The organism is Dactylosporangium sp. NPDC000521 (assembly GCF_042898305.1).
In the GTDB taxonomy this organism is placed as follows: domain Bacteria; phylum Actinomycetota; class Actinomycetes; order Mycobacteriales; family Micromonosporaceae; genus Dactylosporangium.
On the sequence record NZ_JBIAYW010000008.1, the window covers coordinates 526,982 to 549,294 of the forward strand.

The window sequence follows — 22,313 nt, forward strand, 5'->3', positions numbered from 1 at the left end:
GCGTCATGCTGCTCGCCGACCTGCTGGACCTGGTGCTGCCGGCCACCTGCGCCGGGTGTGACGGGCCCGCCACCGGGCCGCTGTGCGAGCCCTGCCGCGCGGCGCTGGCCGCCGTCAGGCCGGGGCGCACGCGGCCGGTGCCCGAGCCGGAGGGGTTGCCGCCGGTCTTCGCGCTGGCCGCGTATGCCGGCTCGCTGCGGCGGATGCTCATCCAGTACAAGGAGCGCAACCGCCACGAGCTGGCGCCGGTGCTCGGCGGGCTGCTCGCCAGGGTCGTCGCCGCCTCCGTGCCGGCCGGTGCCGGGCCGGTGACGCTGGTGCCGGTGCCGGCCACGAGCGCGGCGGCCCGGCGGCGGTTCGGCGACCACATGGACCGGCTCGCGCTCGCCGCGGCCGCGACGCTGCGCCGGCGCGGCGCCGAGGTGCGGGTGGAGGGGCTCCTGCGGGCGCTGCCGAAGCGGGAGGACTCCACCGAGCTGTCCGCCGCCGAGCGGGCCCGCGCGGCCGCGCACGCCTTCGCGGTGCGGGGGCGGGGGAGGCCGGCCGGCGCCGTGATCCTGGTCGACGACATCATCACCACCGGGTCGACCCTCGCCGCGTCCGCGGCGCGGCTCGCCGCCGCCGGCGTCCGCGTCCACCGCGTGGCCGTTCTGGCCGCTACGCAGCGTGCCGCGTAGCTTACGACCTTCGTCCGGGTTTGAGCGGAACGTTACTTCGTGCGCCACTCGGGGTAATCCGCGAGGAGGGTTTCAGGACTTGTTCGGAAGGTTCTTGTGAACCGGGGGTGACTAGCGGCTGTCCTCGGTTTAACGTCGAGAGACGACCTGACCGAAGACCTTGCCGGCGAACGCGAAGCGCCGGTTCGGAAGGGAGGACTCTGCCCCGATCCGTTTCGGTCGCGTGCCGCGAGGGCTCAGCCTCTGGGGAGGCGCGATCCGGCCGAGCAGTCCGGACAACAACCGAACCCAAACCCGTTTCTTTTGCTAGACCCGTGGGGGAGGCCAGGAGTGGACATCGTCGTCAAGGGCCGCAACGTCGAGGTGCCCGACCATTACCGGCAGCACGTCGCAGACAAGCTGCAGAAGGTCGAGCGTTACGACCACAAGCTCATCCGCGTCGACGTCGAGTTGTTTCACGAGCGCAATCCGCGCCAATCCGATCACTGCCAGCGTGTGGAGATCACATGTGTCTCCAGGGGGCCGGTGATCCGGGCGGAGGCATGCGCCGCCGACTTCTATAGCGCATTGGACGCCGCCATCGCCAAGCTGGACAGCAGGCTGAGTCGGGCCGCCGACCGCCGGCGCGTCCACCGGGGGCGGCACGCACCGGTCTCCGTCGCCGCGGCGACCGCGTCGCTGGCGTTCACACAGCCTGAGCGCGCGAGCGTCGCCACGCTCGCCGACGTCGAGGCCGAGTCCGTCGAGCTGATCGACGAGCAGGACGACCAGCCGTGGCACATCGTCCGGGAGAAGGAGCACCCGGGCGAGCCGATGACCGTGGACGACGCGCTGTTCCACATGGAGCTGCTCGGCCACGACTTCTACCTGTTCAACGACAAGGAGTCGGGCCGGCCCAGCGTCGTCTACCGCCGCAAGGCGTACGACTACGGGGTCATGAGTCTGGGCACCTGAGCCGTTGCCGGACGGCGGGCCGGTTCGCACCGGCCCGCCGTCCGCTCACAGGTCGCGGGCGAGGACCGCGGTGTCCGGGTAGTCGGCGAAGACGCCGTCGAGCCCGGCCGCCAGGAAGGTCCTGATCTCGCCGATCACGTCGCCCCACGCGTTGGGGTCGGTGCCCTTGCGCAGGTTGAGCGGCAGGAACTGGTTCTCGTTGCGGAACGTCCAGGAGTGCACCTTCAGGCCGCGCGCGTGGGCGTCGCCGATCAGCGCCGTCGGCTGCAGCAGGTTGCCGGCCGAGTCCCGCGCGATGACCAGGTTCTTCGTCGCGCCGACGCCGTTGGCGAAGGTCTTGAGCCAGTCCAGGCCGGCCGGCTTGGCGAGGTCCGCCCACGTGCGCGGGTCGCCGCTGCTGCGGAGGTCGAAGGGCGCGCCGACCGCGTCGAGCAGCACCACCGAGGGCGTGTCCACCAGGTCGCGCAGCTTCTTGATGCTGGTCGGCTCGAAGGACTGCAGGAAGGCGTGCGCGTTGCGACCGGCCAGCCCGTTGCGCTTGAGGACCCGGGCGAGCAGCGGCTCCAGCGCCAGCCCGACGGACGCGAAGTACGTGGGGTGCTTCGTCTCCGGGTAGATGCCCACGCCGGCGGAGCGGGCGAGGTCGATGACCTCCTGCAGGGTCGGGATCTCGAAGAGCCCGTCGTAGATCGTGTTGTGCGTGCGGACGGCGGGCAGCCGCTCGACCGCGCGCAGCGTCTTGAGCTCGGCGAGGGTGAAGTCCTCGGTGAACCAGCCGGTGACGCTGACCCCGTCGATGGTCTTCGTGGTCCGCCGGGCCGCGAACTGCGGCTTCGACGCCACGTCGGTGGTCCCCGAGATCTCGTTCTCGTGCCGGGCGACGAGCTGGCCGTCCTTGGTGGGCACGAGGTCGGGCTCGATGAAGTCCGCGCCCATCGCGATCGCCAGGCGGTACGCCGCCAGGGTGTGCTCGGGCCGGTGACCGCTGGCCCCGCGGTGCCCGATGACGAGCGGCCGGGCCGGCCGCGGCTTCGTGGTGTGGGCGGAGGCCGCGGGGCTGACGAGGGCCTGTGGAAGGACCGCCGCCCCGGCGGCCACCGAGATGCCGGAGATCACTGCACGTCGACGCATGCCCAGACTGTGTCGGGCACACGGCAACGCCACGTGACGCCTAGGTTGCCGCCAGGCGCAGCTTGGCGAACTGGACGTTGTCGATCCGGGTGCCGTCCGGCCCGGGCAGCCGGCTGCGCTGCAGGCCCTCGCGGTGATACCCGGCCGCCTCCAGGACCCGCTGCGACGCGACGTTGTCCGGTGCGGTGCCGGCGGTCATCCTCGCCATCCCGATCTCGAAGCCCCACGCGGTGACCAGCCGGGCGGCGCGGGACGCGCACCCCTTGCCGCGCGCCTCCGGGGTGAGGCTGTAGCCGATCATCGCCTCGCGCAGGAGCGGCTCGAAGTAGAACAGCGCGATCTCGCCGAGGTAGGTGCCGTCGGCGGCGTCGCGGATGGTCATCTCGGCCCGCTGGCCGGCCAGCCACTTCGACACCGACTCGGCGCACTGGCGGGTCACGACGGCCGGGTCCATCGGGGTGCCGACGACGGACCTGCCGCTGACGTCCGGGCGGCTGCGCATCTCGTACGTGCTGGGCCCGTCCTCCTCGGTGAGCGGGCGCAGCGCGACGACACCGTCGGTCAGCTCGCCGCCGGGCAGGTCCGGCAGGGCGCGGGCGCTGGGGCCCGGCGGGTCGCCGGCCGTCCTGGCCCACACGACCATGTCCTGCCAGGTGCCGTCGCCGTCCCGTGCGGCGCCCCGGGCGACGCCCTCCCGGAGGTACCCGCCGGCGACCGCGACCCGCTGGCTGGCGCCGTTGGTCAGCGCGGTCATCAGGTACAGCCGCCGCAGACCCTGCTCGAACAGCCGTGCGCTGAACCGCTCCAGCGCCGCCGACGCCACCCCCTGGCGGCGGGCCCACGGCGCGACCCAGTAGCCGACCTCCGCGATGCCGTCACCGCGCGGCGTCGATCCGACGGCGCCGAGCACCCGGTCCGTCTCCGCGTCGGTCACCGCGAGGTCCTCGGGCTTGCGCCGGAAGAACTCCAGGGCGTCGTCGCGGGTGTACGGCTGGGGCAGGAACGGTAGGTAGCGAACGATGGCCGGGTCACCGCACGCTGCGGCCACCGCGTCCGCGTCGTCGTCGCGCCACGGGCGCAGCCGCACGGTCACTTGAGGTCCTGCCGCAGGAGCGTCGCGACCCATCCGTCGACCCGCGCGCCGCGCTGCTCGCAACCGTCCCGCTGGATGCCTTCAACCACGAATCCCACCTTCTCCGCCACTCTCCTCGATCCGATGTTGCCCACGTGCGCGCGCCAGACGATCCGGCCCAGGCCGAGCCGGTCGAACCCGAAGCCGCAGATCGCGCGCGCCGCCTCGGTCATGAAGCCTTTGCCCCGCATCCACGGCGCGGAGGAGAAGCCCAGCTCCGCGCTGACCGGGTCGATCGGGTTGATCCGCAGGTCGATGATGCCGGCGAACCGGTCGTCGGGGTCCGCGACGACGAACCCCACCCCCGTGCCCTGCAGCCAGCCGTTCGGGTAGCGGTGGTGGATGAAGTCCATGGCCTGCTCCGGGCCGTAGTCCAGGGGGACCGACGTCCACTGGACGGTCTCCGGGTCGCGGAACGTCGCCACCAGGTCGTCCAGGTCGCCGTCGCGGACCAGTCGCAGCGTGCCCGGCCCGGCCGGCAGGCGGGCCGGCGGGGTGCAGAACGTGTGGGCGCGCAACGCGCCCGGGCCGCCCGGAGCGACCCACGCCGGGGGCGTGTCGCACACCTCGCCGGGCAGCATCACCCCGTGCCAGCCGTCGACGAACCCGCCGTCCTTCGCCGGCAGCAGCGCCCGCACCACGCCGTCGAACGTGAAGCCGATCCGCTCGGCGGTGAGCTTCGACGCGTGGTTGCCGACCTCGGCGCGCCAGACGAGCTTCGTGAGCCTCAGCACCTCGAACGCCCAGTGCGAGACGGCCCGGCCGGCCCGCTCGGCGACCCGCCGGCCGCGCGCCCACGGCGCCACCCAGGTGCCGAGCTCGGCGTGCCGGTTGCGCAGGTCGAGGGTGACGAGGCCGGCGGAGGCGAGCAGTTCACCCGTGCGGGCGTCGAACACCCCGAGCGGCGCCGACGTCTCGGTGACCCACGCGGCCCGCGACATCTCCCGCACGTAGGCGACGGCCTGCTCCCGCAGGTAGGGCACCGGCACCATGGTCCAGCGCTGGATCAGGGGATCCTGGCAGGCGAGGAAGACGTCCTCGGCGTCGTCCTCGTGCCAGGCGCGCAGGACGAGCCCGTCGCCGGTGGTCAGTTCGATCGGCTCCATGACCGCCGATCCTGCCCCAAATGTGCCCGCTGCCGACGGATATTTCTCCGGTACGTGGATGCGATTTGTACGGTTTTGTCCATCAGTGTCCGTAGAGTGGGTGGGCGGGGGCGGCAGTTCGGGCGGGAAGCCGCCTACGATGGGTCGCAGACGTTTAAGGGAGCGCTGACCCGTGTCGATTTTCGAGAAGATCCTCCGCGCCGGCGAAGGTCGCCAGGTGCGGCGGTTGAAGGCTGTCGCAGTTGCCGTCAACTCGCTGGAGGAGGAGTACGCCGACCTCTCCGACGAAGAACTGGCCGACATGACGAACCAGTTCAAGGAGCGGCTCGCCGACGGTCAGACGCTGGACGACATCCTGCCCGAGGCGTTCGCGGTCGCGCGCGAGGCCGCCTCCCGGGTGCTCGGTCAGCGACACTACGACGTGCAGGTCATGGGCGCCGCCGCCCTGCACTACGGCAACATCGCCGAGATGAAGACCGGTGAGGGCAAGACCCTCACCTGCGTGCTCCCCGCATATCTCAACGCGCTCTCGGGCAAGGGCGTGCACGTCATCACGACCAACGACTACCTCGCCCAGCGCGACGCCGAGTGGATGGGGCGCGTGCACCGGTTCCTCGGCCTCACCGTCGGCACCGTGCTGCCCAACCAGCCGTCGTCGGCGCACCGGGCCGCGTATGAGTGCGACATCACGTATGGCACCAACAACGAGTTCGGCTTCGACTACCTGCGCGACAACATGGCGTGGTCGCGCGACGAGCTCGTGCAGCGCGGTCACAACTTCGCGATCGTCGACGAGGTCGACTCGATCCTGATCGACGAGGCCCGCACCCCGCTGATCATCGCCGGCCCGGCCGAGCAGTCCGCGCGGTGGTATCAGGAGTTCGCCCGCGTCGTCGGCCGCTTGAAGCGCGGCAAGGACGGCGACGGCGACTACGAGGTCGACGAGTCCAAGCGCACGATCTCCGTCACCGAGCGCGGCGTCGGCAAGGTCGAGGACCAGCTCGGCATCGACAACCTCTACGAGTCGGTCAACACCCCGCTGGTCGGCTACCTGAACAACGCCATCAAGGCGAAGGAGCTCTACAAGCGCGACAAGGACTACGTCGTCAACGACGGCGAGGTCCTCATCGTCGACGAGTTCACCGGCCGTATCCTGCACGGCCGCCGCTACAACGAGGGCATGCACCAGGCCATCGAGGCCAAAGAGGGCGTCGAGATCAAGCAGGAGAACCAGACGCTCGCGTCGATCACCCTGCAGAACTTCTTCCGCCTGTACACGAAGCTGTCGGGCATGACGGGCACCGCCCAGACCGAGGCCGCCGAGTTCAACAAGGTCTACGGCGTCGGCGTCATCAGCATCCCGACCCACCGCTCCATGGTCCGCGTCGACCACCCCGACGTGATCTACAAGACGGAGAAGGCGAAGTACAACGCCGTCGTCGACGACATCGTCGAGCGGCACGCCCTCGGCCAGCCGATCCTCGTCGGCACCGTCTCCGTCGAGAAGTCCGAGCTGCTGTCGCAGCTGCTGCGCAAGCGCGGCGTCGCCCACGCCGTCCTCAACGCGAAGTTCCACGCCAAAGAGGCCGAGATCATCGCGCAGGCCGGCCGCAAGGGCGCCGTCACCGTTGCCACCAACATGGCCGGCCGCGGCACCGACATCCTTCTCGGCGGCAACGCCGAGTACCTCGCCGCCGCCGAGCTGCGCCAGCGCGGCCTCGACGAGGTGGAGGCCCCGGACGAGTACGCGGCCGCCTTCGAGGACGCCCTCCCGCGCTGGGAGAAGCTCGTCGAGGAGGAGTCCGACGAGGTCACCGACGCCGGCGGCCTCTACGTCCTGGGCACCGAGCGGCACGAGTCCCGCCGCATCGACAACCAGCTCCGCGGCCGCTCCGGCCGCCAGGGCGACCCCGGCGAGTCCCGCTTCTACCTGTCCCTGCAGGACGAGCTGATGCGCCGCTTCCGGGCCAGCGCCGTCGAGGCGGTCATGGACCGCTTCAACATCCCCGAGGACGTGCCCATCGAGTCCAAGATGGTCACCCGCCAGATCAAGAGCGCGCAGACCCAGATCGAGGCGCAGAACGCCGAGATCCGCAAGAACGTCCTCAAGTACGACGAGGTCCTCAACAAGCAGCGCAAGGTCATCTACGCCGAGCGCAAGCGCGTCCTGGACGGCGAGGACCTCAGCGAGCAGGTCCGCAACATGATCGACGGCGTCGTCGGCGACTACGTCACCGCCGCCACCTCCCTCGGCGAGACCGCCGAGGACTGGGACCTCGAGCAGCTGTGGACGAACCTCAAGCAGCTCTACCCGGTCGGCGTCACCATCGAGGACCTGGAGGAGGAGGCCGGCGGCTCGCTGGACCCCGAGTTCCTCAAGAACCAGCTCATCGACGACGCCCACGCCGCCTACGACCGCCGCGAGGAGGAGCTCGGCGCCGAGGCCGTCCGCGAGCTGGAGCGCCAGGTCCTGCTCAACGTCATCGACCGCAAGTGGCGCGAGCACCTCTACGAGATGGACTACCTGCAGGAAGGCATCACGCTGCGGGCCTACGCGCAACGCGACCCGGTGGTCGAGTACCAGCGCGAAGGCTTCGACATGTTCCAGCAGATGCAGGAAGGCATCAAGGAAGAGGCCGTCGGCTTCCTCTTCAACCTGGAGGTCCAGGTCGAGGAGGCCCCGGCCCCGGTGCTGGACGTCGCGTCGGCCGCCGAGACCGGCGCCAACGTCCCGCTGCCCGAGCCGCACGTCGAGATCCGCGCCAAGGGCCTCGGCGGCGGCCGCCAGCCGCGCGCGCTGCAGTACTCCGCCCCGACCATCGACGGCGAGGCGGGCGTGCACATCGAGCAGCAGAGCGAGGCGCCCGCACTCGGCCTGGGCGGCGGCACCGCCCGCCCGGCCTCGTCGTCGCCGACCCCGGGCGTGCGCCGCTCGGGCCCGGCCGCGCCGTCGGCGGCCCGCAAGCCGTCCCCCGGCCAGGCGGTCGCCGGCAACGGACCGTCCCGTAACGCCCCCTGCCCCTGCGGCTCCGGCAAGAAGTACAAGCGCTGCCACGGCGCCCCCGGCGGCGCCTGACCGCGCTGCCTGCCTGCCCCATCGGACGCCCGCCGCTCTGCTCCTTTCCGCAGAACAGCGGGCGTCCGCATGTCCGCACCCTGCTGTCATCGACGTCGAGCCCAGCGGTGCTCGGGTTGGCAGTGGGGAGTCATTACGGACCTCGGTGGCCAAGGTGCCGGCCAGCGGGGGCGTTGCCGGTCTGCGAGGTTGACCGGTGGGCTTCCGCTGCCCTGTCGGGGCACATCCTGTTCCGTGCTGGTGGACCCCCGGTGCGCCCGCCGGTCATTGCGTATCTCGGTGGTGAGGTGGTGTCGGGTAGCGGGAGCACCGTCCGGTCCGCGAGTTTGACCGATCGGTGCTCCCGCCGCCCTGTCAGGGCCCGTCCTGCCCCGTGCCGGGACGGGCTGGTGTGGCGGGTGGGTGGAGTCCCGGTGCGCCCGCCGCTCCTCTAGGGGGCGCACCGGGGGTCATTGCGTATCTCGGTGGTGAGGTGGTGTCGGGTAGCGGGAGCACCGTCCGGTCCGCGAGGTTGACCGATCGGTGCTCCCGCTGCCCTGTCAGGGCCCGTCCTGCCCCGTGCCGGGACGGGCTGGTGTGGTGGTGGAGTCCCAGTGCGCCCGCCGCCCCTCCAGCGGGCGCACCGGGAGTCATTACGGACCTCGGTGGCCGAGGTGTCGGGCAGCGGGGGATTTGCTGGTCTGCGGGGTTGACCGGTGGTGCTTCGCTGCCCGGTCGGGGGCTGTCCTGCTTCGTGCCCGGATGGGCCGGTGTGGCCGGTGGGTGGAGTCCCGGTGCGCCCGCCGCCCCCTCCAGAGGGCGCACCGGGGGTCATTGCGTATCTCGGCGGTGAGGTGTGTCGGGCAGCGGGAGCCTTGCCGGTCCGCGAGGTTGACCGGGTGGGGCTCCCGCTGCCCTGTCAGGGCCCTTCCTGCTTCGTGCCGGGACGGGCGGTGAGGCGAGGGAACAAGGACTTGGACCGGTGCCGCCTGCCGCCCTCCCTCGGCGGGCGGCACCGGGGCTTCAGACCACCTGGACCAGGGTGCACAGCCAGGTGGGGTGGCCGGTGGTCCGGTGGGGCAGGCGCTCCAGGCGGACGGCCATCGCCCAGGTGGCGGTGCCCTGCTCAAGGATGGCGACCAGCTCGGCGACGCCGGGCAGGGGTTCGGTGACGAGCATGCGCCTGACGCGGACCAGGTGGCCCTGCCGGGCGGCGTGGGACGGGGCCATGCGGACGCGGACGGTCCGGCGGATCAGCTGGTCGGTGATGGCGGTGCAGTGCTTCGGATGAGTGACCTGCCGCAGGTGCGAGGCCGGCCGGTACCCATTGAGGATCTCGACGCACATGCCGACGAACCGCTGAGCGGACGGGTGCGGCGGCAACGGGGGCGCCACACCGGTCGCGCTGGCTGCGCCGGCTGAAGGTGGTGCCGGGGCCTGGCGAGCAGGGGCCGGGGTCGCTCTGGTGGGGAACGCCACCCAGTCGCCCGGCAGGAAGTCCATGCCGCCGGTGGGCTGCGAGGGCCGGCGGACCACGGCCTCCTCGCACGGCGGGTCGAGCGGCGGAGCGGGACGGGCCACAACGGCCGCGCCACCAGACAGTGCCGCCGAGCGGCCGGCAGCGCCTTTGCGCCGTGGGGCGGTTTCGCCGGGCCGGATCGCCGGTGGGGTGGCCGCGTCGCTGGGCGGGGGCGCCGGCCGGTCGGTCACGCCGGCGAGGGAGGGCGCCGGTGGCGAGGCCGAGCCGGGTGAACGCGTGGCCGTGCCTGCTCGGCGGGACGGCGAGGCGGTGGCCGCGGCGCCAAGGCGGGACGCCGACGTGCGGGCGCGGCGTGGGCGAGCGGGCGTCGTGGTGGGCGCCATGACTTCCCCCGATCCTTGCGTTTGCCTACGTTTGCCTCCTCAGTTCTACGACCGTCCCGCACCCCAGTCAAGGCAAACGCAAGCAAACGCAAGATCAACTCGCCGGTAAAGAGACGATAAATCCGGGCAAAGTGGTAAGCGTCGCTTTGCGCGTGCGAGCAGCGCTACAGGGCGTCGTTGAGGCGGTCGGCGAGCGGGTTCGAGCGCACCCATTCGGCCGTCTCGGCGTACTTGCGCTCGATGTATTCCTCCAGCTTGGAGCGCTCGATCCGCCACTGGCCCCGGCCGCCGACCTTGATCGCGGGCAGTTCGCCGCTGCGGACCATGTGGTAGACCTGCGACGTCGACACGTTCAACTGCTCGGCGACGTCGGCCATGAGCAGGAATCGCGGCTCCATGACCTCAGTTTGCCACCGCTAGGCCCCGACAGCCTCGGACGGCCCCCCAAGCGACGAGGACACGCGGGCGTTTCCACACCGAAAACGGCGGTGAGGGTGTAGTACAGGTGGCGTGACGAGTGACCTCACCCGTGTGTACCTGCCCGCGACCCTCGCCCAGCTGGCCGTCCTGCGGGAGGGCGGCGAGCTGCCCCCGCCGGCCGAGGCGCACGCCGTCACGCCCGCGCTGCGGGAATGGTACGCGGAAGGCGACGAGGAGGAGCTGGAGTACGTCGCGTTCACCCGGGCGGCGCAGAGCGCGCTGCGGCTCCTGCGCCACGACCCCAAGGCGCCGCGGCGCAGGGTCGTGCTCTGCGTGGACCTGCCGGAGAAGGCGCTGAAGATGGCGGGGCTGGACCTCGGGTCGAGCCAGGTCGAGGTGTCGGGCAAGGTGCCGCTGCGGGCGGTCGCCGCCATCCACGTCGACGGCCGTGACGCCGAGCCGGAGGTGTCGGCCGCCGCGGAGGTGGTGGAGGAGGCCGCCGCCGGCGACCCCGACGCGCAGTTCACCGTCGACGGCGCCGAGGACCACGAGCTGGAGTGGTACGACCCGTCAGAGCTGGACCAGCTGATCCCTTAGCGGGCTCAAGCGCGCCGCATCGTCCGGCCGACCAGGATCATCGCGGTGAACGCGCCCGCGAAGAGCACGATCATCCCGTGGTTGATCTGCTCCGGCAGCCGGCTGTAGATGATCTGCGCGTCGAAGGAGCTGTAGTCCTCGACGATCGCGGTCAGCGGCAGCCGCCCCAGCCAGCCCAGCAGCGTCGAGAGCAGCGTCACGACGCCGGCGGCGGCGCCCGCGGCCGGGTACGCGGGCCACGGCAGGGCGGCACCGCTGCGCCGCAACGCGAAGAACGCGACCACGCCGGCCAGCACGCCGCTGAGGATCGACGTGGTCAGCTGGAGACGGGACGCGGCCTCGGCCATCGTGCCGACGGTCTCCTGGTTGCCGAAGAGGTCGACGAGGTCGTTCTGGAAGTAGGCGGCGACCAGCCCCAGCGCGGTGGCCGCCACGCCGCCGGCGATCCCGGCCGTGACCGCCTCCAGGAAGCGGAACGCGGCCGCCGCGCCGCCGAGCGCGCCCGTCACGGCCACGACCGCCGCGACGTACGGCACGGCCGGCCCATGGTGGTACGACACCAGCATCCCGCCCATCGCGAGCAGCCCCACGACCAGACCGCCGGCGGCGCCCGCGAGCAGCCGGCGCCACGGCAGCAGGCCGACGGCCAGGACCCCGGCGGCGCCGCCGGCGAGGGCCGTGGCGAGCAGGACGCTCGGCAGCACCAGGGCGGCCAGGGTGGTGACGAGGAACTCACTCGCCGCGTTGGCGATGACGCTGTAGGTCGACCAGAGCGTCAGCGCGAGCAGCATGAGCGCGACGACGACCACCGTGTACGGCCTGCGATCCACCGGAGACGAGACGACCTTTGTTGCCACGAGCTAGCAGCGTACGCGGAAACGACCCGAACGACGGTTCAGGGGACCGTGGGAAGATGAGAGGGAACCTCGCCGACGTTGCCGAGTAGAGATCTGGAGTCCCGTGATGGATGGCCTGTTCGCCGTGCCTGACCCGACCAACGAGCCGGTCCGCGGCTACGCGCCGGGGTCGGCGGAGCGCGAGAGCCTGCAGCGCCGCCTGGCCGAGCTGGCGGGCGAGCGGTTCGAGCTGACGATGACGATCGACGGCAAGGAGCGCATGGCGTCGGGCGAGCCGATCGACGTCGTGCAGCCCCACAACCACCGGCATGTGCTCGGCGTCACCCACAACGCGACGACCGCCGACGCCGCCGACGCCGTGGAGGCGGCGAAGCGGGCCGCGCCCGGCTGGCGCGACCTGCCGTTCAGCGAGCGGGCCGCGGTGTTCCTGCGCGCGGCCGACCTGCTCGCGGGCCCGTGGCGCGACACGCTCAACGCCGCGACCATGCTCGGGCAGAGCAAGACCGCGATCCAGGCCGAGATCGACGCGGCCTGCGAGCTGATCGACTTCCTGCGGTTCAACGTCCATTTCGCGCAGCAGATCTACAAAGAGCAGCCGAAGTCGTCGCCCGGCGTGTGGAACAGGTTCGACCACCGGCCCCTGGAGGGGTTCGTCTACGCGATCACCCCGTTCAACTTCACCGCGATCGCCGGCAACCTGCCGTCCGCGCCCGCGCTCATGGGCAACACCGTCGTGTGGAAGCCGTCGCCGACGCAGCAGCTGGCGGCGCACCTGACGATGCGGCTGTTCGAGGCCGCCGGCCTGCCCGCCGGCGTGATCAACATGGTGACCGGCGACGGGCTCGCCACGTCCGAGGTCGCCCTCGCCGACCGCGACCTGGCCGGCATCCACTTCACCGGCTCGACCGCCGTGTTCCGCACCCTCAACCGGATCGTCGCCGAGCGGGAGTACCGCTCCTACCCGCGGATCGTCGGCGAGACCGGCGGCAAGGACTTCGTGATCGCGCACCCGTCCGCCGACCCGGCCGCGCTGACCACGGCGCTGATCCGCGGCGCGTTCGAGTACCAGGGCCAGAAGTGCTCGGCGGCGTCCCGCGCCTACGTGCCGGCCAGCATCTGGGCGAAGATCAAGGACCAGCTCACCGCCACCGCCGACGACCTGGCCTACGGCGACGTCACCGACTTCAGCAACTTCGGCGGCGCCGTCATCGACCGGCGGGCGTTCGACCGGCACGCCCAGGCCCTCGACCGGATCAAGAACTCACCTTCGTGCACCGTCGTCGCCGGCGGGACGACCGACGACAGCGAGGGCTTCTTCGTCAGGCCGACGGTCGTCGAGGCCACGGACCCCACGCACGAGGTCTTCACCACCGAGTACTTCGGCCCGATCCTCGGCGTCCACGTCTACCCCGACGCCGACTTCGACGCCGTCGTCACGCAGGCCGAGTCGGTCGCGCCCTACGCGCTCACCGGCTCGATCTTCGCCACCGACCGGCAGGCCGTCGAGCGGGCGTCGCACGCGCTGCGCTTCGCCGCCGGCAACTTCTACGTCAACGACAAGCCGACCGGCGCGGTCGTCGGGCAGCAGCCGTTCGGCGGCGGGCGGGCCTCCGGCACCAACGACAAGGCCGGATCGTGGCACAACCTGCTGCGCTGGACGTCGCCGCGGACGATCAAGGAGACGTTCGTGCCGCCGGCCGACCACCGCTACCCGCACATGGGCTAAACGCGTACGGGTGCGACCGCGACGATCTTGTCCAGGGTGAAGGCACGGTCGTCGCGGCGCAGCCGGCACCACGCGTCGATGGTCGAGCCGGACAGGTGCGCGTTGTCGATGACCCGTTCGGAGGCGCGGCCGTGCGCGTCGACGTAGCGGATCCACACCGGCGAGCCGTCCTCCACCGCGGTCGCGAGCAGCTGGGCCTGTTCGGCGCCCAGCTGCGGCGCCCGCTGCCGGATCAGCTCCAGCGGATCGGGCTTTCGCTGCGTCGGTACGAGCAACCGCGCCGCCAGCTCACCGGGGTCCACGGTGGAACGGGCCGGGGGGCGCCGCGCGTGGTCCACCCGCGCGCGGTGCAGCCGGACCGGCCCCGGGCCGGCGTCGCGGGCCGGGCGATAGCCGGCGGCCCGCAGCGCGGCGAGGGTGTCCACGGGTGACAGCGCCGACCCGGCGACGGTCGGCGCGACCCGGCGCAGCTTCAGCGCCGCCAGCGTGCCGTCGGCGACCAGCGAGTCCAGCAGGTCGGTGTCGTCGCTGACGATCACGCTGCCGACCCCGCGCACGTGCAGGGCGTCCGCCGGCGGGGCCGCGGGCAGCAGCCGCTCCGCGACCTCCGCGACGCCCCGCCCCTCGGCGAGCGCCCGGCCGAGCGGGCTCAGCGCCCCGGCCGCGCACACGCCCAGCAGGGCGGCCTCGTCGACGATGCCGGCCACCACCGACCCGAGGTCGTCCAGGGTCCTCGTCTGCAGCGGCGCGGTCCACCGTACGAGCGGCGCCAGCGACACCACGTCGGCGACGGCCGTGTCCGGGGGCAGCTCGTGCAGCGCCTTCACCACGACCCGCCGCAGCGGCTCGCCCGACCACCACTGCGTCAGCAGCCTGGCGAGCCGGTCCGCGGGCGCCCGGTCGGCCCACTCGTCATAGGCGAGCGTCGGCACGAAGCGCACCCCGTCCGGCCCCAGCAGCCGCGCCGCGACCGCGAGGTCCGCCAGCAGCGCCACCGTCGGCTCGTCCAGCCCCGTCGTGAAGGCGAGCCGGCGCCGCTCCCGCACCGCGACCTCGCCGGAGCGCTGCCGGCTCAGCGGGCGCGCCGCCGCCGCGTCGAGGAGCACCGGAAGCCGCTCCAGCAGCAGTGTCGCCGCCTGTACCGCCGCGTCCCGCACCCGGGTCCGGTCGGCGGGCCGCAGCGACGGCGCCGGCGGGACCGGCTCGAAGTCGTCATGCCCGGAAGGGGCGGGCAGCTGCGCCGCGGTGAACAGCGCGGTGTCGTCCTCCGACGGCCACACCAGGGCCCGCTGGAGCAGCACCTGCAGGGTCGCGTCGAGCGCCGGGTCGTCGGCGGCGACCCCGAGCCGGTCCGCCAGCTCCGGCAGCGGCACCGGACTCCGACCGCCGCCGCCCAGCGCCTCCAGGCTCCCACCGCCGCCCAGCGCCTCCAGGATCTGCACGGCCGGCAGCGGCAGGCCCGCCACCACCTCGTCGACGCCGGTCCGGGCGGTCAGCCGCGCGGCCAGCTGCACCAGGTCGTCCGGCGGCGGCGCGCCGAGCGCGTCGGGACGGCGGCGCAGCACCGCGCCGAGCTCATCCGCCGCCAACCGACCGAGCCAGCTGACCAGTGCAACTCTCGTCACGAGTGGTGACCTTATAGCGTTGGGAGGTGACCAACCCATCGCCCGGCAACGCCGCCGGCAACTGGCAGGACGCGCATTTCGGGGAGCAGGGCGGCCGCCTCACGTACGGTGACTACCTGCGACTGGCCGGTCTGCTCGACGCGCAGGTCCCCGAGTCGGACCCCGCCGCGCACGACGAGCTCCTCTTCATCACCATCCACCAAGTGTATGAGCTGTGGTTCAAGCTCATCCTCCACGAGCTCACCGACGCCCGCGACCGCCTCCTCGCCGGCGAGACCTATCTGCCGAGGGTGCGGCTGGAGCGCTGCCTGGCGATCCAGCGGGTGCTGGTCGGGCAGGTGGACGTGATCGACACGATGACCCCGCAGGACTTCCTGCGCTTCCGCAACAAGTTGGCCCCGGCCTCGGGGTTCCAGTCGGCGCAGTTCCGGGAGATCGAGTTCCTCTCCGGGCTGAAGGATCCGACGTACCTGCAGCGCTTCCGCGGCCTGTCCGAGGCCGAGCAGGCACGGCTCAACCAGCGCCTGGAGGAGCCGAGCCTCTGGGAGGCGTTCCTCGCCACCCTGGAGAAGGCGGGCTTCGCCGTCGCCACCAAGGAGGACCGGATCGCGTCGCTGCTCACGATCTCCCGCGACCGGGAGCACCACGGCCCGTTCTGGGATCTCGCCGAGACGATGGTCGCGCACGACCAGGCGTGGGGCATGTGGCGGGCGCGGCACGTCCTCATGGCCGAGCGGCAGATCGGCACCAAGGCCGGCACCGGCGGCAGCGCCGGCGGGGCCTACCTGCGCTCGCGGGTCGAGCTGCGCTTCTATCCGGAGCTGTGGGAGCTGCGCTCGCACATGTAGTGCCGGCCGCTGGGGAAGCCGGGCGGGCACATGTAGCGTCGCTACTCCTTTCTTTGTGCCAACCGGCCCACCCGGGCCGCCTTCCGGCATCGATGCGGGCCTACCGTCCTACGTGATGGGGAGGGGTCCGCAATGAAGACGAAGACCTTGCTCGGCGACCGGTACCGCCTGGAGACCGAGGTCGCCCGGGGCGCCATCGGCGCGGTCTGGCGGGCGTACGACGAGCAGACCGGCCAGTGGGTCGCGGTCAAGGTCATGCGCGCCGAGGCCGCCGAGGTGCCAGAGCTCGTCGACGGGTTCCTCGGCGAGGCCGAGCTGCTCGCCGGCCTCGACCACCCGTCCGTCCTCCGCGTCCACAACCTGATCACCGGCAAGGGCCTGCTCGCCATCGCGATGGAGCTCGTCGGCGGGCCCGACCTGCGGCGCCGGCTGCGCGCCGACGGCCCGCTGCCGCCCGCCGTCGCGGCCGAGGTCGTCGCTCAGGTCGCCGACGCGCTCGCGTACGTCCACGCCGCCGGCATCGTCCACGGCGACGTCAAGCCCGGCAACCTGCTCGTCCCGCTCGACGGCGGCCCGGTGCGCCTCGCCGACTTCGGCGTCGCCCGCCGCCTCGACCAGCCCGCCGGGCCGACCCACGCCACGCCCGAGTACGTGGCGCCCGAGGTCGTCGCGGGCGGCCTGCCCAGCCCCGCCTCCGACGTCTACGCGCTCGGGGTCGTGCTCTTCGAGCTGATCTGCGGCCGCAGCCCGTACCGCGGCGGATCCCCCAACGACGTCCTGCGCCGCCACGCGGACTGCGTGCCCGTGCCACCGCCCGGGATGCCGGCCGCCCTCTGGCCGATCATCGAGGCCTGCATGGAGCTCGACCCGCGCATGCGACCGGCGGCCGCCTCGATCGTGGGCCGGCTCAGGGTCGCCGAGGGCGCGCTGGACGGCTTCGAGCCGCTGCCGCGGCTGCCCGCCGAGGCGGTCACCTTCTGGGTCCGCTCCGCCGAGCAGACCGCGCCCGTGTCCGCCCCGGTCCGCCGGGTCGACTGGGTGCCGCTGCCGACCGCCCCGACCTCACCGGCCGCTGCCTCGGCGGCGCTCATGGTGGCCGTGCCGATCAAGGACCTGCAGACGGAGCCGAACGGGTTGCCGCTCGCCGAGCTGCCCACGCAGGCGCAGGGGGCGGGCGCGTTCGCCGCGTCGGTCCGCCAGGACGTCGCCGAGCTGCCCACCGTGCCGTCCCCGCTGCCGGCTTCTCCGCCGGAGGAGCCGCCGACGGAGGTCATCGTGTCCGCGCCGGAGCCGGCGGCGGAGGTCATCGTGCCTGCTACGGAGCCGGAGCCGGCGACGGAGGTCATCGTGCCTGCTGCGGAGCCGGAGTCCCCGACCGAGGTCGTCGCACCTGCTACGGAGCCGGCGGCGGAGGTCATCGCGCCTGCCGCAGAGCCGGAGCCCCCGACCGAGGTCATCGCGCCCGGTTCGGAGCCGGAGCCGGCGACCGAGGTCATCGCGCAGGCTCCCGAGGCGGAGCCGGCGGCCGTGGTGCTCGACAAGCCCGTCGACAGCGTTCCTGGCGGGGCGCTCGCGGCACTGCAGCAGGCCCTCGTCGCGCCGGCCGCCCCCGCCACCCCCACCGAGCCCGCCGCCGACGTCGTCGCGGAGGACGCCGCGGTACCGGCGGACGCAGACGAAACCGATGATAAGGATGATCTGGTCGAGACCGGACATGACGGGCCGGAGCTGGTGACCGATGTCCCGCTCTGGGGCAGCGGCACGCCCGAAGGGGCCGAGCCCGCCCCGCCGGCGGCCGAGGAGACCCCGAACCCGGATGCGTTCACCGTGATGCTCGCACCCGCGGTTCCCCAGCAGCGGGAGGCCCCCGCCGAAGAGGCATCCGCCGCGGGGGAGCGGTCCACCGATGTCGTCGTTCCCGCCGCCTGGCCCGTGCTGCCCGACCGGCCCACCGGCGCCGTCCCCGGACCCTCGCTCGTCAAGATCGACACGCCGGTGGACCCCTCGCTGGTGGACGCTGAGGGCTCCGCCGAGCCGCCGACCGAGGTCCTGGCGTCCTCCGCTGACGGGCCGCCGGACCCGGACCCTGACTCCGGCGCGCTGACCTGGCTGCGTGCCACCGACGACGAGGACGGGTCGTCCGCGGGCGCTCCGCCCGCCGGCGAGCGCCGGTCCGACCGCCGGGTCCTCGCCGGTGTCGGAGGGGCGGTGCTGCTGCTCATCCTGCTCGGCGTCGGTGCCGTGCTCATGAGCGGCGCGTTCGACGGCGACGGCCGGCAGCCCACGCGGGTGAACGGCACCACGCCCGCGGTCGTCCCCAGCGCCTCGTCCGCCCCTTCGGCCTCGGCGGAGCCCTCCACGGAGACGGAGCCGTCCAGCGCGCCCCCGGTCGAGGAATCCACCGCGCCGGGCGGCGGCGGAGGCGGGAAACCGCCCACGAAGCGCCCGACGACGGTGCCGTCGCCGGGGCGGAGCCTGCCGGGCATCGGTGATCCTCTGCCCCCGTTCCCGACGATGCCGTCCTTTCCTTCACCGCCGAAGTTTCCGTCCTAACTCGACAGTCGCGACGCGACAGTCGACAGTGGATTTGTCGAAATCCTGGACTGGGCCGGAGAAAGATGACAGCGTAGGGCTCATGGCGGAATCTGGAGTCAACGCGACGGCGGCGGCCCTGCTCGGTCTGCTGCACGAGGGGCCGATGACAGGTGGGCAGCTCATGGCCGCCGCCCAGCGACGCCTCGGCGCCTACTGGTCGATGACCCGTAGCCAGGTCTACCGTGAGCTCCCCGCGCTCGCCGCCGCCGGTTATGTCAAGCTCGGCAAGCCCGGCGCGCGTTCGAGCCAGCCCTATGCGATCACGCCCGCCGGGAAGCGGGCATTCACCCGCTGGCTGTCGGAGCCCGCCGGCCGGGAGGCGCTGCGCAATCCTGTCGCATTGCGTGTCGCCTTCGGCGTGCAGCAGACCGGTGCGCAACTGCAGCAGGTGTATGCGCAGGCGGTGGAATACCACAATGCGGCGCTGACCGAGGCGCGGGAAATGGCCAAAGAGGCGAAGAAGTCCGGCGACGAGTTCTTCGCCGCGTCCCTGGACTTCGCGGTCGGCTATCACAAGGCCGCCCTCACGTGGCTGAAGAGCGCCCCGACCAAATAGCGCCCGCCCGTTGACGCCCGCCGGTCCGGCGTAGTCTTTGAGGGTGACCGCTCTCGACCACGCCGAATCGCTGAAGCACCTTGATGGCATCCTGCGCAACATCGAGGCCGTCCTCGACCTCAACCGGCTCCGCAAGGAGAAGGCGGAGCTCGAAGAGGCGGCGGCCGTGCCCAACCTGTGGGACGACCAGGTCGCCGCGCAGAAGGTGACGTCCCGCCTGTCCTACGTGCAGGGCGAGATCGGCAAGCTGGAGCGGCTGCGGGCCAAGCTCGACGACGCCGTCGTCCTCCTGGAGCTCTCCCAGGCCGAGGACGACGCGGGTTCGCTCGGCGAGGTCGCCGACGAGATCGCGGCGCTGAAGAAGTCGATCGAGGAGCTCGAGGTGCGCACCCTGCTCTCGGGTGAGTACGACGCCCGCGAGGCGCTCGTCACGATCCGCGCGGGCGCCGGTGGCGTCGACGCCGCGGACTTCGCCGACATGCTCCTGCGCATGTACCTGCGGTGGGCGGAGCGGCACGGGTACAACACCGACGTCTACGACACCTCGTATGCGGAGGAGGCCGGGATCAAGTCGGCCACGTTCGCGGTGAAGGCCCCGTATGCGTACGGGACGCTGTCGGTCGAGTCGGGCACGCACCGGCTCGTGCGGATCAGCCCGTTCGACAACCAGGGCCGCCGGCAGACGTCGTTCGCCGCGCTGGAGGTCGTGCCGGTCGTCGAGCAGACCGACGACGTGGAGATCCCCGACGACGAGCTGCGCGTCGACGTGTACCGGTCGAGCGGCCCCGGCGGTCAGGGCGTCAACACGACCGACTCCGCGGTGCGCCTCACCCACCTTCCGACCGGCATCGTCGTCTCGTGTCAGAACGAGCGGTCCCAGATCCAGAACAAGGCGACCGCCATGGGCGTGCTGAAGGCCAAGCTCCTCGCCCTGAAGCGGGCCGAGGAGACCGCGAAGATGAACGAGCTCCGCGGCGACGTCCAGGGCTCGTGGGGCGACCAGATGCGCTCGTACGTGCTGCACCCGTACCAGATGGTGAAGGACCTCAGGACGGAGCACGAGACGGGGAACCCCACCGCGGTCTTCGACGGCGACCTGGACGGCTTCATCGACGCGGGCATCCGGTGGCGCAAGCAGCGGGAGCTCAATCCCGCGTGACCCGTTCGGGTGACCACCGGGATGCGATCATCGCATTGGAGTGCGGCGATCACCTTCGGTAATTGGACGTTCAAGGCCGCAGGTGAGGTGTACATCACACCTGCGGCTCGAATTACGTGTCTCCCTGCGGTTCGGGTCAGCTCTTCGGGTTCGCATTTGGGGCAAACGCCACGTGACGCACTTCGCGTACTTGGCGTGGATGTCACACCGCGTAGACTCACGTCCCGTGATTCGGCTTGACCACGTGACGAAGACGTATCCGAAGGCGTCCCGCCCCTCACTCGACGATGTTTCCGTCAACATCGAGAAGGGCGAGTTCGTCTTCTTCATCGGACCTTCCGGCTCAGGCAAGTCCACGATCATCAAGCTGCTGCTGCATGAGGTCACGCCCAACAAGGGCAAGGTCGTCGTCAACGAGCGCGACGTGACCTCGATGCGCTCGTGGCGCATCCCGGCGTTCCGCCGGCAGATCGGCTGCGTGTTCCAGGACTTCCGTCTCCTGCCCAACCGCACCGCGTACGAGAACGTCGCCTTCGCGCTCGAGGTCATCGGCAAGTCGAAGGGCGTCGCCCGCCGCGTCGTCCCCGAGGTGCTGGAGCTCGTCGGCCTGGGCGGCAAGGAGCACCGCTACCCCCATGAGCTGTCCGGTGGTGAGCAGCAGCGCGTCGCCGTGGCGCGCGCGTTCGTCAACCGGCCGCTGATCCTGCTCGCCGACGAGCCGACCGGAAACCTGGACCCGGACACGTCGATCGAGATCATGCGCCTGCTCGACCGGATCAACCGGACCGGGACCACGGTGGTCATGGTCACCCACGACTCCAACATCGTGAACCAGATGCGCCGCCGGGTCGTCGAGATCGAGAGCGGCCGGATCGTGCGGGACCAGTCGCGTGGTGTCTACGGCTGACGATCGCCAGAGATCTCGTTGTAGCCACCCCTTGACGTTGCCGGGTCCGCTGGGAAGGAACCCCACCCGATGCGTATGAAGTACATCCTGTCCGAGGTCCTGACCGGACTTTGGCGAAACGTCACCATGACCATCGCGATGATCATCACGATGACGGTGTCGCTGACCATGCTGGGCGCGAGCCTGCTGCTGTTCTTCCAGGTCAACAAGATGGAGGACTTCTTCTACCAGCGGGTGGAGGTGTCCATCTTCCTGAAGGCCGACGTCACTCCGGAGCAGCGGGACAGCCTGAAGGGCGCGCTGGAGAGCAACGCGCTGGTCAAGCAGGTGACGTACGAGAGCCAGGCCGAGGCGTACGCGCGGTTCAAGATCCAGTTCAAGGACGCGCCCGACCTGGTGAGCGCGACGAAGGAGAACTCGCTTCCGGAGTCGTTCCGCGTCAAGCTCAAGGACCCGAAGACGGTCAAGCAGCTCCAGGAGGAGTTCGTCTCCCAGCCTGGCGTCAGCGACATCGTCGACCAGCAGGAGCTGCTGAAGAAGGTCTTCGAGCTGCTCGGCGCGCTGCAGACGCTCGCGCTGACCGTCGCCATCATCCAGGGCGCCGCGGCGCTGCTCCTGGTGGCCAACACCATCCAGGTGGCCGCCTACAGCAAGCGCCGTGAGGTCGCGGTCATGAAGCTCGTCGGCGCGTCCAACTGGTTCATCCAGCTGCCCTTCGTCCTGGAGGCGGTCTTCGCGGGCCTGATCGGCGCCTTGCTGGCCTTCGGCGGCCTGGTGGCCGCGAAGTTCTTCTTCATCGACGGGTCGCTCAAGGCCCTGGCCAACGTCCTGCTGCCGATCGACTGGAGCAGCATCTGGCTGATGCTGCCGGTCCTCGCCGGCGCCGGCGGCCTGGTCAGCGCGATCACGGCCTGGATCACGCTGCGGTTCTACGTGCGGGTCTGACCCGCGGGCTGTTTCCACGAGGGGTGGGGGGGGGTGGGGGCCCCCCCCCCCCCCCCAAAAAAAAAACACCCCCCCCCCCTTTTTTAAAAACAAAAAAAGAAAAAATAATATTTTTGGGCGGTAAGGAAAAAAAAAAACGTGAAGGGTGGGTTAATTTAAA

General features: G+C 71.5%; 18 protein-coding genes. 11 read left to right on the forward strand and 7 right to left on the reverse strand.

Translation table 11 applies throughout. The features are described 5' to 3' along the window. The first annotated feature begins 5 nt into the window (after positions 1–5). Together ACFY3L_RS27840 and hpf are read left to right on the forward strand one after the other, a co-directional pair. Complete coding sequence (locus ACFY3L_RS27840) at positions 6–677, forward strand: ComF family protein (RefSeq protein WP_389330027.1); 672 nt, start codon at positions 6–8, stop codon at positions 675–677. A 330-nt stretch (positions 678–1,007) separates the two neighbouring features. Beyond that, positions 1,008–1,631: a ribosome hibernation-promoting factor, HPF/YfiA family gene (hpf, locus tag ACFY3L_RS27845; protein ID WP_389330030.1), complete on the forward strand. Its 624-nt coding sequence runs from the start codon at positions 1,008–1,010 to the stop codon at positions 1,629–1,631. Positions 1,632–1,676: 45 nt separating this feature from the next. Here the strand turns inward: hpf and ACFY3L_RS27850 are convergent, their stop codons facing one another. From ACFY3L_RS27850 to ACFY3L_RS27860, 3 genes are read right to left on the reverse strand one after another with little or no spacing between them, the layout of a single operon-like run. Further along, on the reverse strand, positions 1,677–2,762 hold the full coding sequence (locus tag ACFY3L_RS27850) for a glycerophosphodiester phosphodiesterase (RefSeq protein ID WP_389330033.1): 1,086 nt from the start codon (positions 2,760–2,762) through the stop codon (positions 1,677–1,679). 40 nt (positions 2,763–2,802) lie between these two features. Further along, on the reverse strand, positions 2,803–3,855 hold the full coding sequence (locus ACFY3L_RS27855) for a GNAT family N-acetyltransferase (RefSeq protein WP_389330036.1): 1,053 nt from the start codon (positions 3,853–3,855) through the stop codon (positions 2,803–2,805). After that, positions 3,852–5,000 (reverse strand): GNAT family N-acetyltransferase, encoded by a 1,149-nt coding sequence (locus tag ACFY3L_RS27860; RefSeq protein ID WP_389330039.1) that lies wholly within the window; start codon positions 4,998–5,000, stop codon positions 3,852–3,854. The genes ACFY3L_RS27855 and ACFY3L_RS27860 overlap by 4 nt, the downstream gene beginning before the upstream one ends. 172 nt (positions 5,001–5,172) lie before the next feature. On the opposite strand from ACFY3L_RS27860, the gene secA reads away from it, so the two are divergent. Beyond that, a complete protein-coding gene (gene secA / locus ACFY3L_RS27865) occupies positions 5,173–8,076 on the forward strand; it encodes a preprotein translocase subunit SecA (RefSeq protein ID WP_389330042.1) in 2,904 nt (967 codons plus the stop codon). A 1,002-nt stretch (positions 8,077–9,078) separates the two neighbouring features. On the opposite strand, the gene ACFY3L_RS27870 is transcribed toward secA, so the two are convergent. Next, positions 9,079–9,765 carry an Rv3235 family protein gene (locus tag ACFY3L_RS27870; protein WP_389330045.1) on the reverse strand — a complete coding sequence of 229 codons (687 nt, stop codon included), beginning with the start codon at positions 9,763–9,765 and terminating at the stop codon, positions 9,079–9,081. 317 nt (positions 9,766–10,082) lie between these two features. Further along, on the reverse strand, positions 10,083–10,316 hold the full coding sequence (locus ACFY3L_RS27875) for a helix-turn-helix domain-containing protein (protein WP_389330047.1): 234 nt from the start codon (positions 10,314–10,316) through the stop codon (positions 10,083–10,085). Positions 10,317–10,428: 112 nt separating this feature from the next. Between ACFY3L_RS27875 and ACFY3L_RS27880 the strand changes: the two genes are divergently transcribed. Then, complete coding sequence (locus ACFY3L_RS27880) at positions 10,429–10,935, forward strand: DUF6912 family protein (RefSeq protein ID WP_389330050.1); 507 nt, start codon at positions 10,429–10,431, stop codon at positions 10,933–10,935. Positions 10,936–10,940: 5 nt separating this feature from the next. On the opposite strand, the gene ACFY3L_RS27885 is transcribed toward ACFY3L_RS27880, so the two are convergent. Beyond that, a complete protein-coding gene (locus ACFY3L_RS27885) occupies positions 10,941–11,765 on the reverse strand; it encodes a hypothetical protein (protein ID WP_389330053.1) in 825 nt (274 codons plus the stop codon). 133 nt (positions 11,766–11,898) lie between these two features. On the opposite strand from ACFY3L_RS27885, the gene pruA reads away from it, so the two are divergent. Next, positions 11,899–13,518 carry an L-glutamate gamma-semialdehyde dehydrogenase gene (pruA, locus tag ACFY3L_RS27890; RefSeq protein WP_389330056.1) on the forward strand — a complete coding sequence of 540 codons (1,620 nt, stop codon included), beginning with the start codon at positions 11,899–11,901 and terminating at the stop codon, positions 13,516–13,518. Here pruA and ACFY3L_RS27895 read toward each other — a convergent pair. Beyond that, on the reverse strand, positions 13,515–15,143 hold the full coding sequence (locus tag ACFY3L_RS27895) for a hypothetical protein (protein ID WP_389330059.1): 1,629 nt from the start codon (positions 15,141–15,143) through the stop codon (positions 13,515–13,517). The genes pruA and ACFY3L_RS27895 overlap by 4 nt on opposite strands. A gap of 26 nt (positions 15,144–15,169) precedes the next feature. Here ACFY3L_RS27895 and ACFY3L_RS27900 point away from each other — a divergent pair, with 26 nt between their 5' ends. The 6 genes from ACFY3L_RS27900 to ftsX all read left to right on the forward strand — a co-directional run bounded on the left by ACFY3L_RS27900 (position 15,170) and on the right by ftsX (position 22,153). After that, the gene (locus tag ACFY3L_RS27900; protein WP_389330062.1) at positions 15,170–15,991 is read left to right on the forward strand and encodes a tryptophan 2,3-dioxygenase; all 822 of its coding nucleotides are present in this window, start codon (positions 15,170–15,172) and stop codon (positions 15,989–15,991) included. A 132-nt stretch (positions 15,992–16,123) separates the two neighbouring features. Continuing rightward, on the forward strand, positions 16,124–18,544 hold the full coding sequence (locus tag ACFY3L_RS27905) for a protein kinase (protein WP_389330064.1): 2,421 nt from the start codon (positions 16,124–16,126) through the stop codon (positions 18,542–18,544). A gap of 82 nt (positions 18,545–18,626) precedes the next feature. Further along, complete coding sequence (locus ACFY3L_RS27910) at positions 18,627–19,142, forward strand: PadR family transcriptional regulator (protein ID WP_389330068.1); 516 nt, start codon at positions 18,627–18,629, stop codon at positions 19,140–19,142. Between the two features lie 43 nt (positions 19,143–19,185). Continuing rightward, a complete protein-coding gene (gene prfB / locus ACFY3L_RS27915; RefSeq protein ID WP_389330071.1) occupies positions 19,186–20,301 on the forward strand; it encodes a peptide chain release factor 2 in 1,116 nt (371 codons plus the stop codon). Between the two features lie 226 nt (positions 20,302–20,527). Next, on the forward strand, positions 20,528–21,208 hold the full coding sequence (ftsE, locus tag ACFY3L_RS27920) for a cell division ATP-binding protein FtsE (protein WP_344501596.1): 681 nt from the start codon (positions 20,528–20,530) through the stop codon (positions 21,206–21,208). A 69-nt stretch (positions 21,209–21,277) separates the two neighbouring features. Next, positions 21,278–22,153, forward strand: coding sequence for a permease-like cell division protein FtsX (ftsX, locus tag ACFY3L_RS27925; RefSeq protein ID WP_389330075.1), 876 nt, complete (start codon positions 21,278–21,280; stop codon positions 22,151–22,153). Positions 22,154–22,313 lie beyond the last annotated feature (160 nt).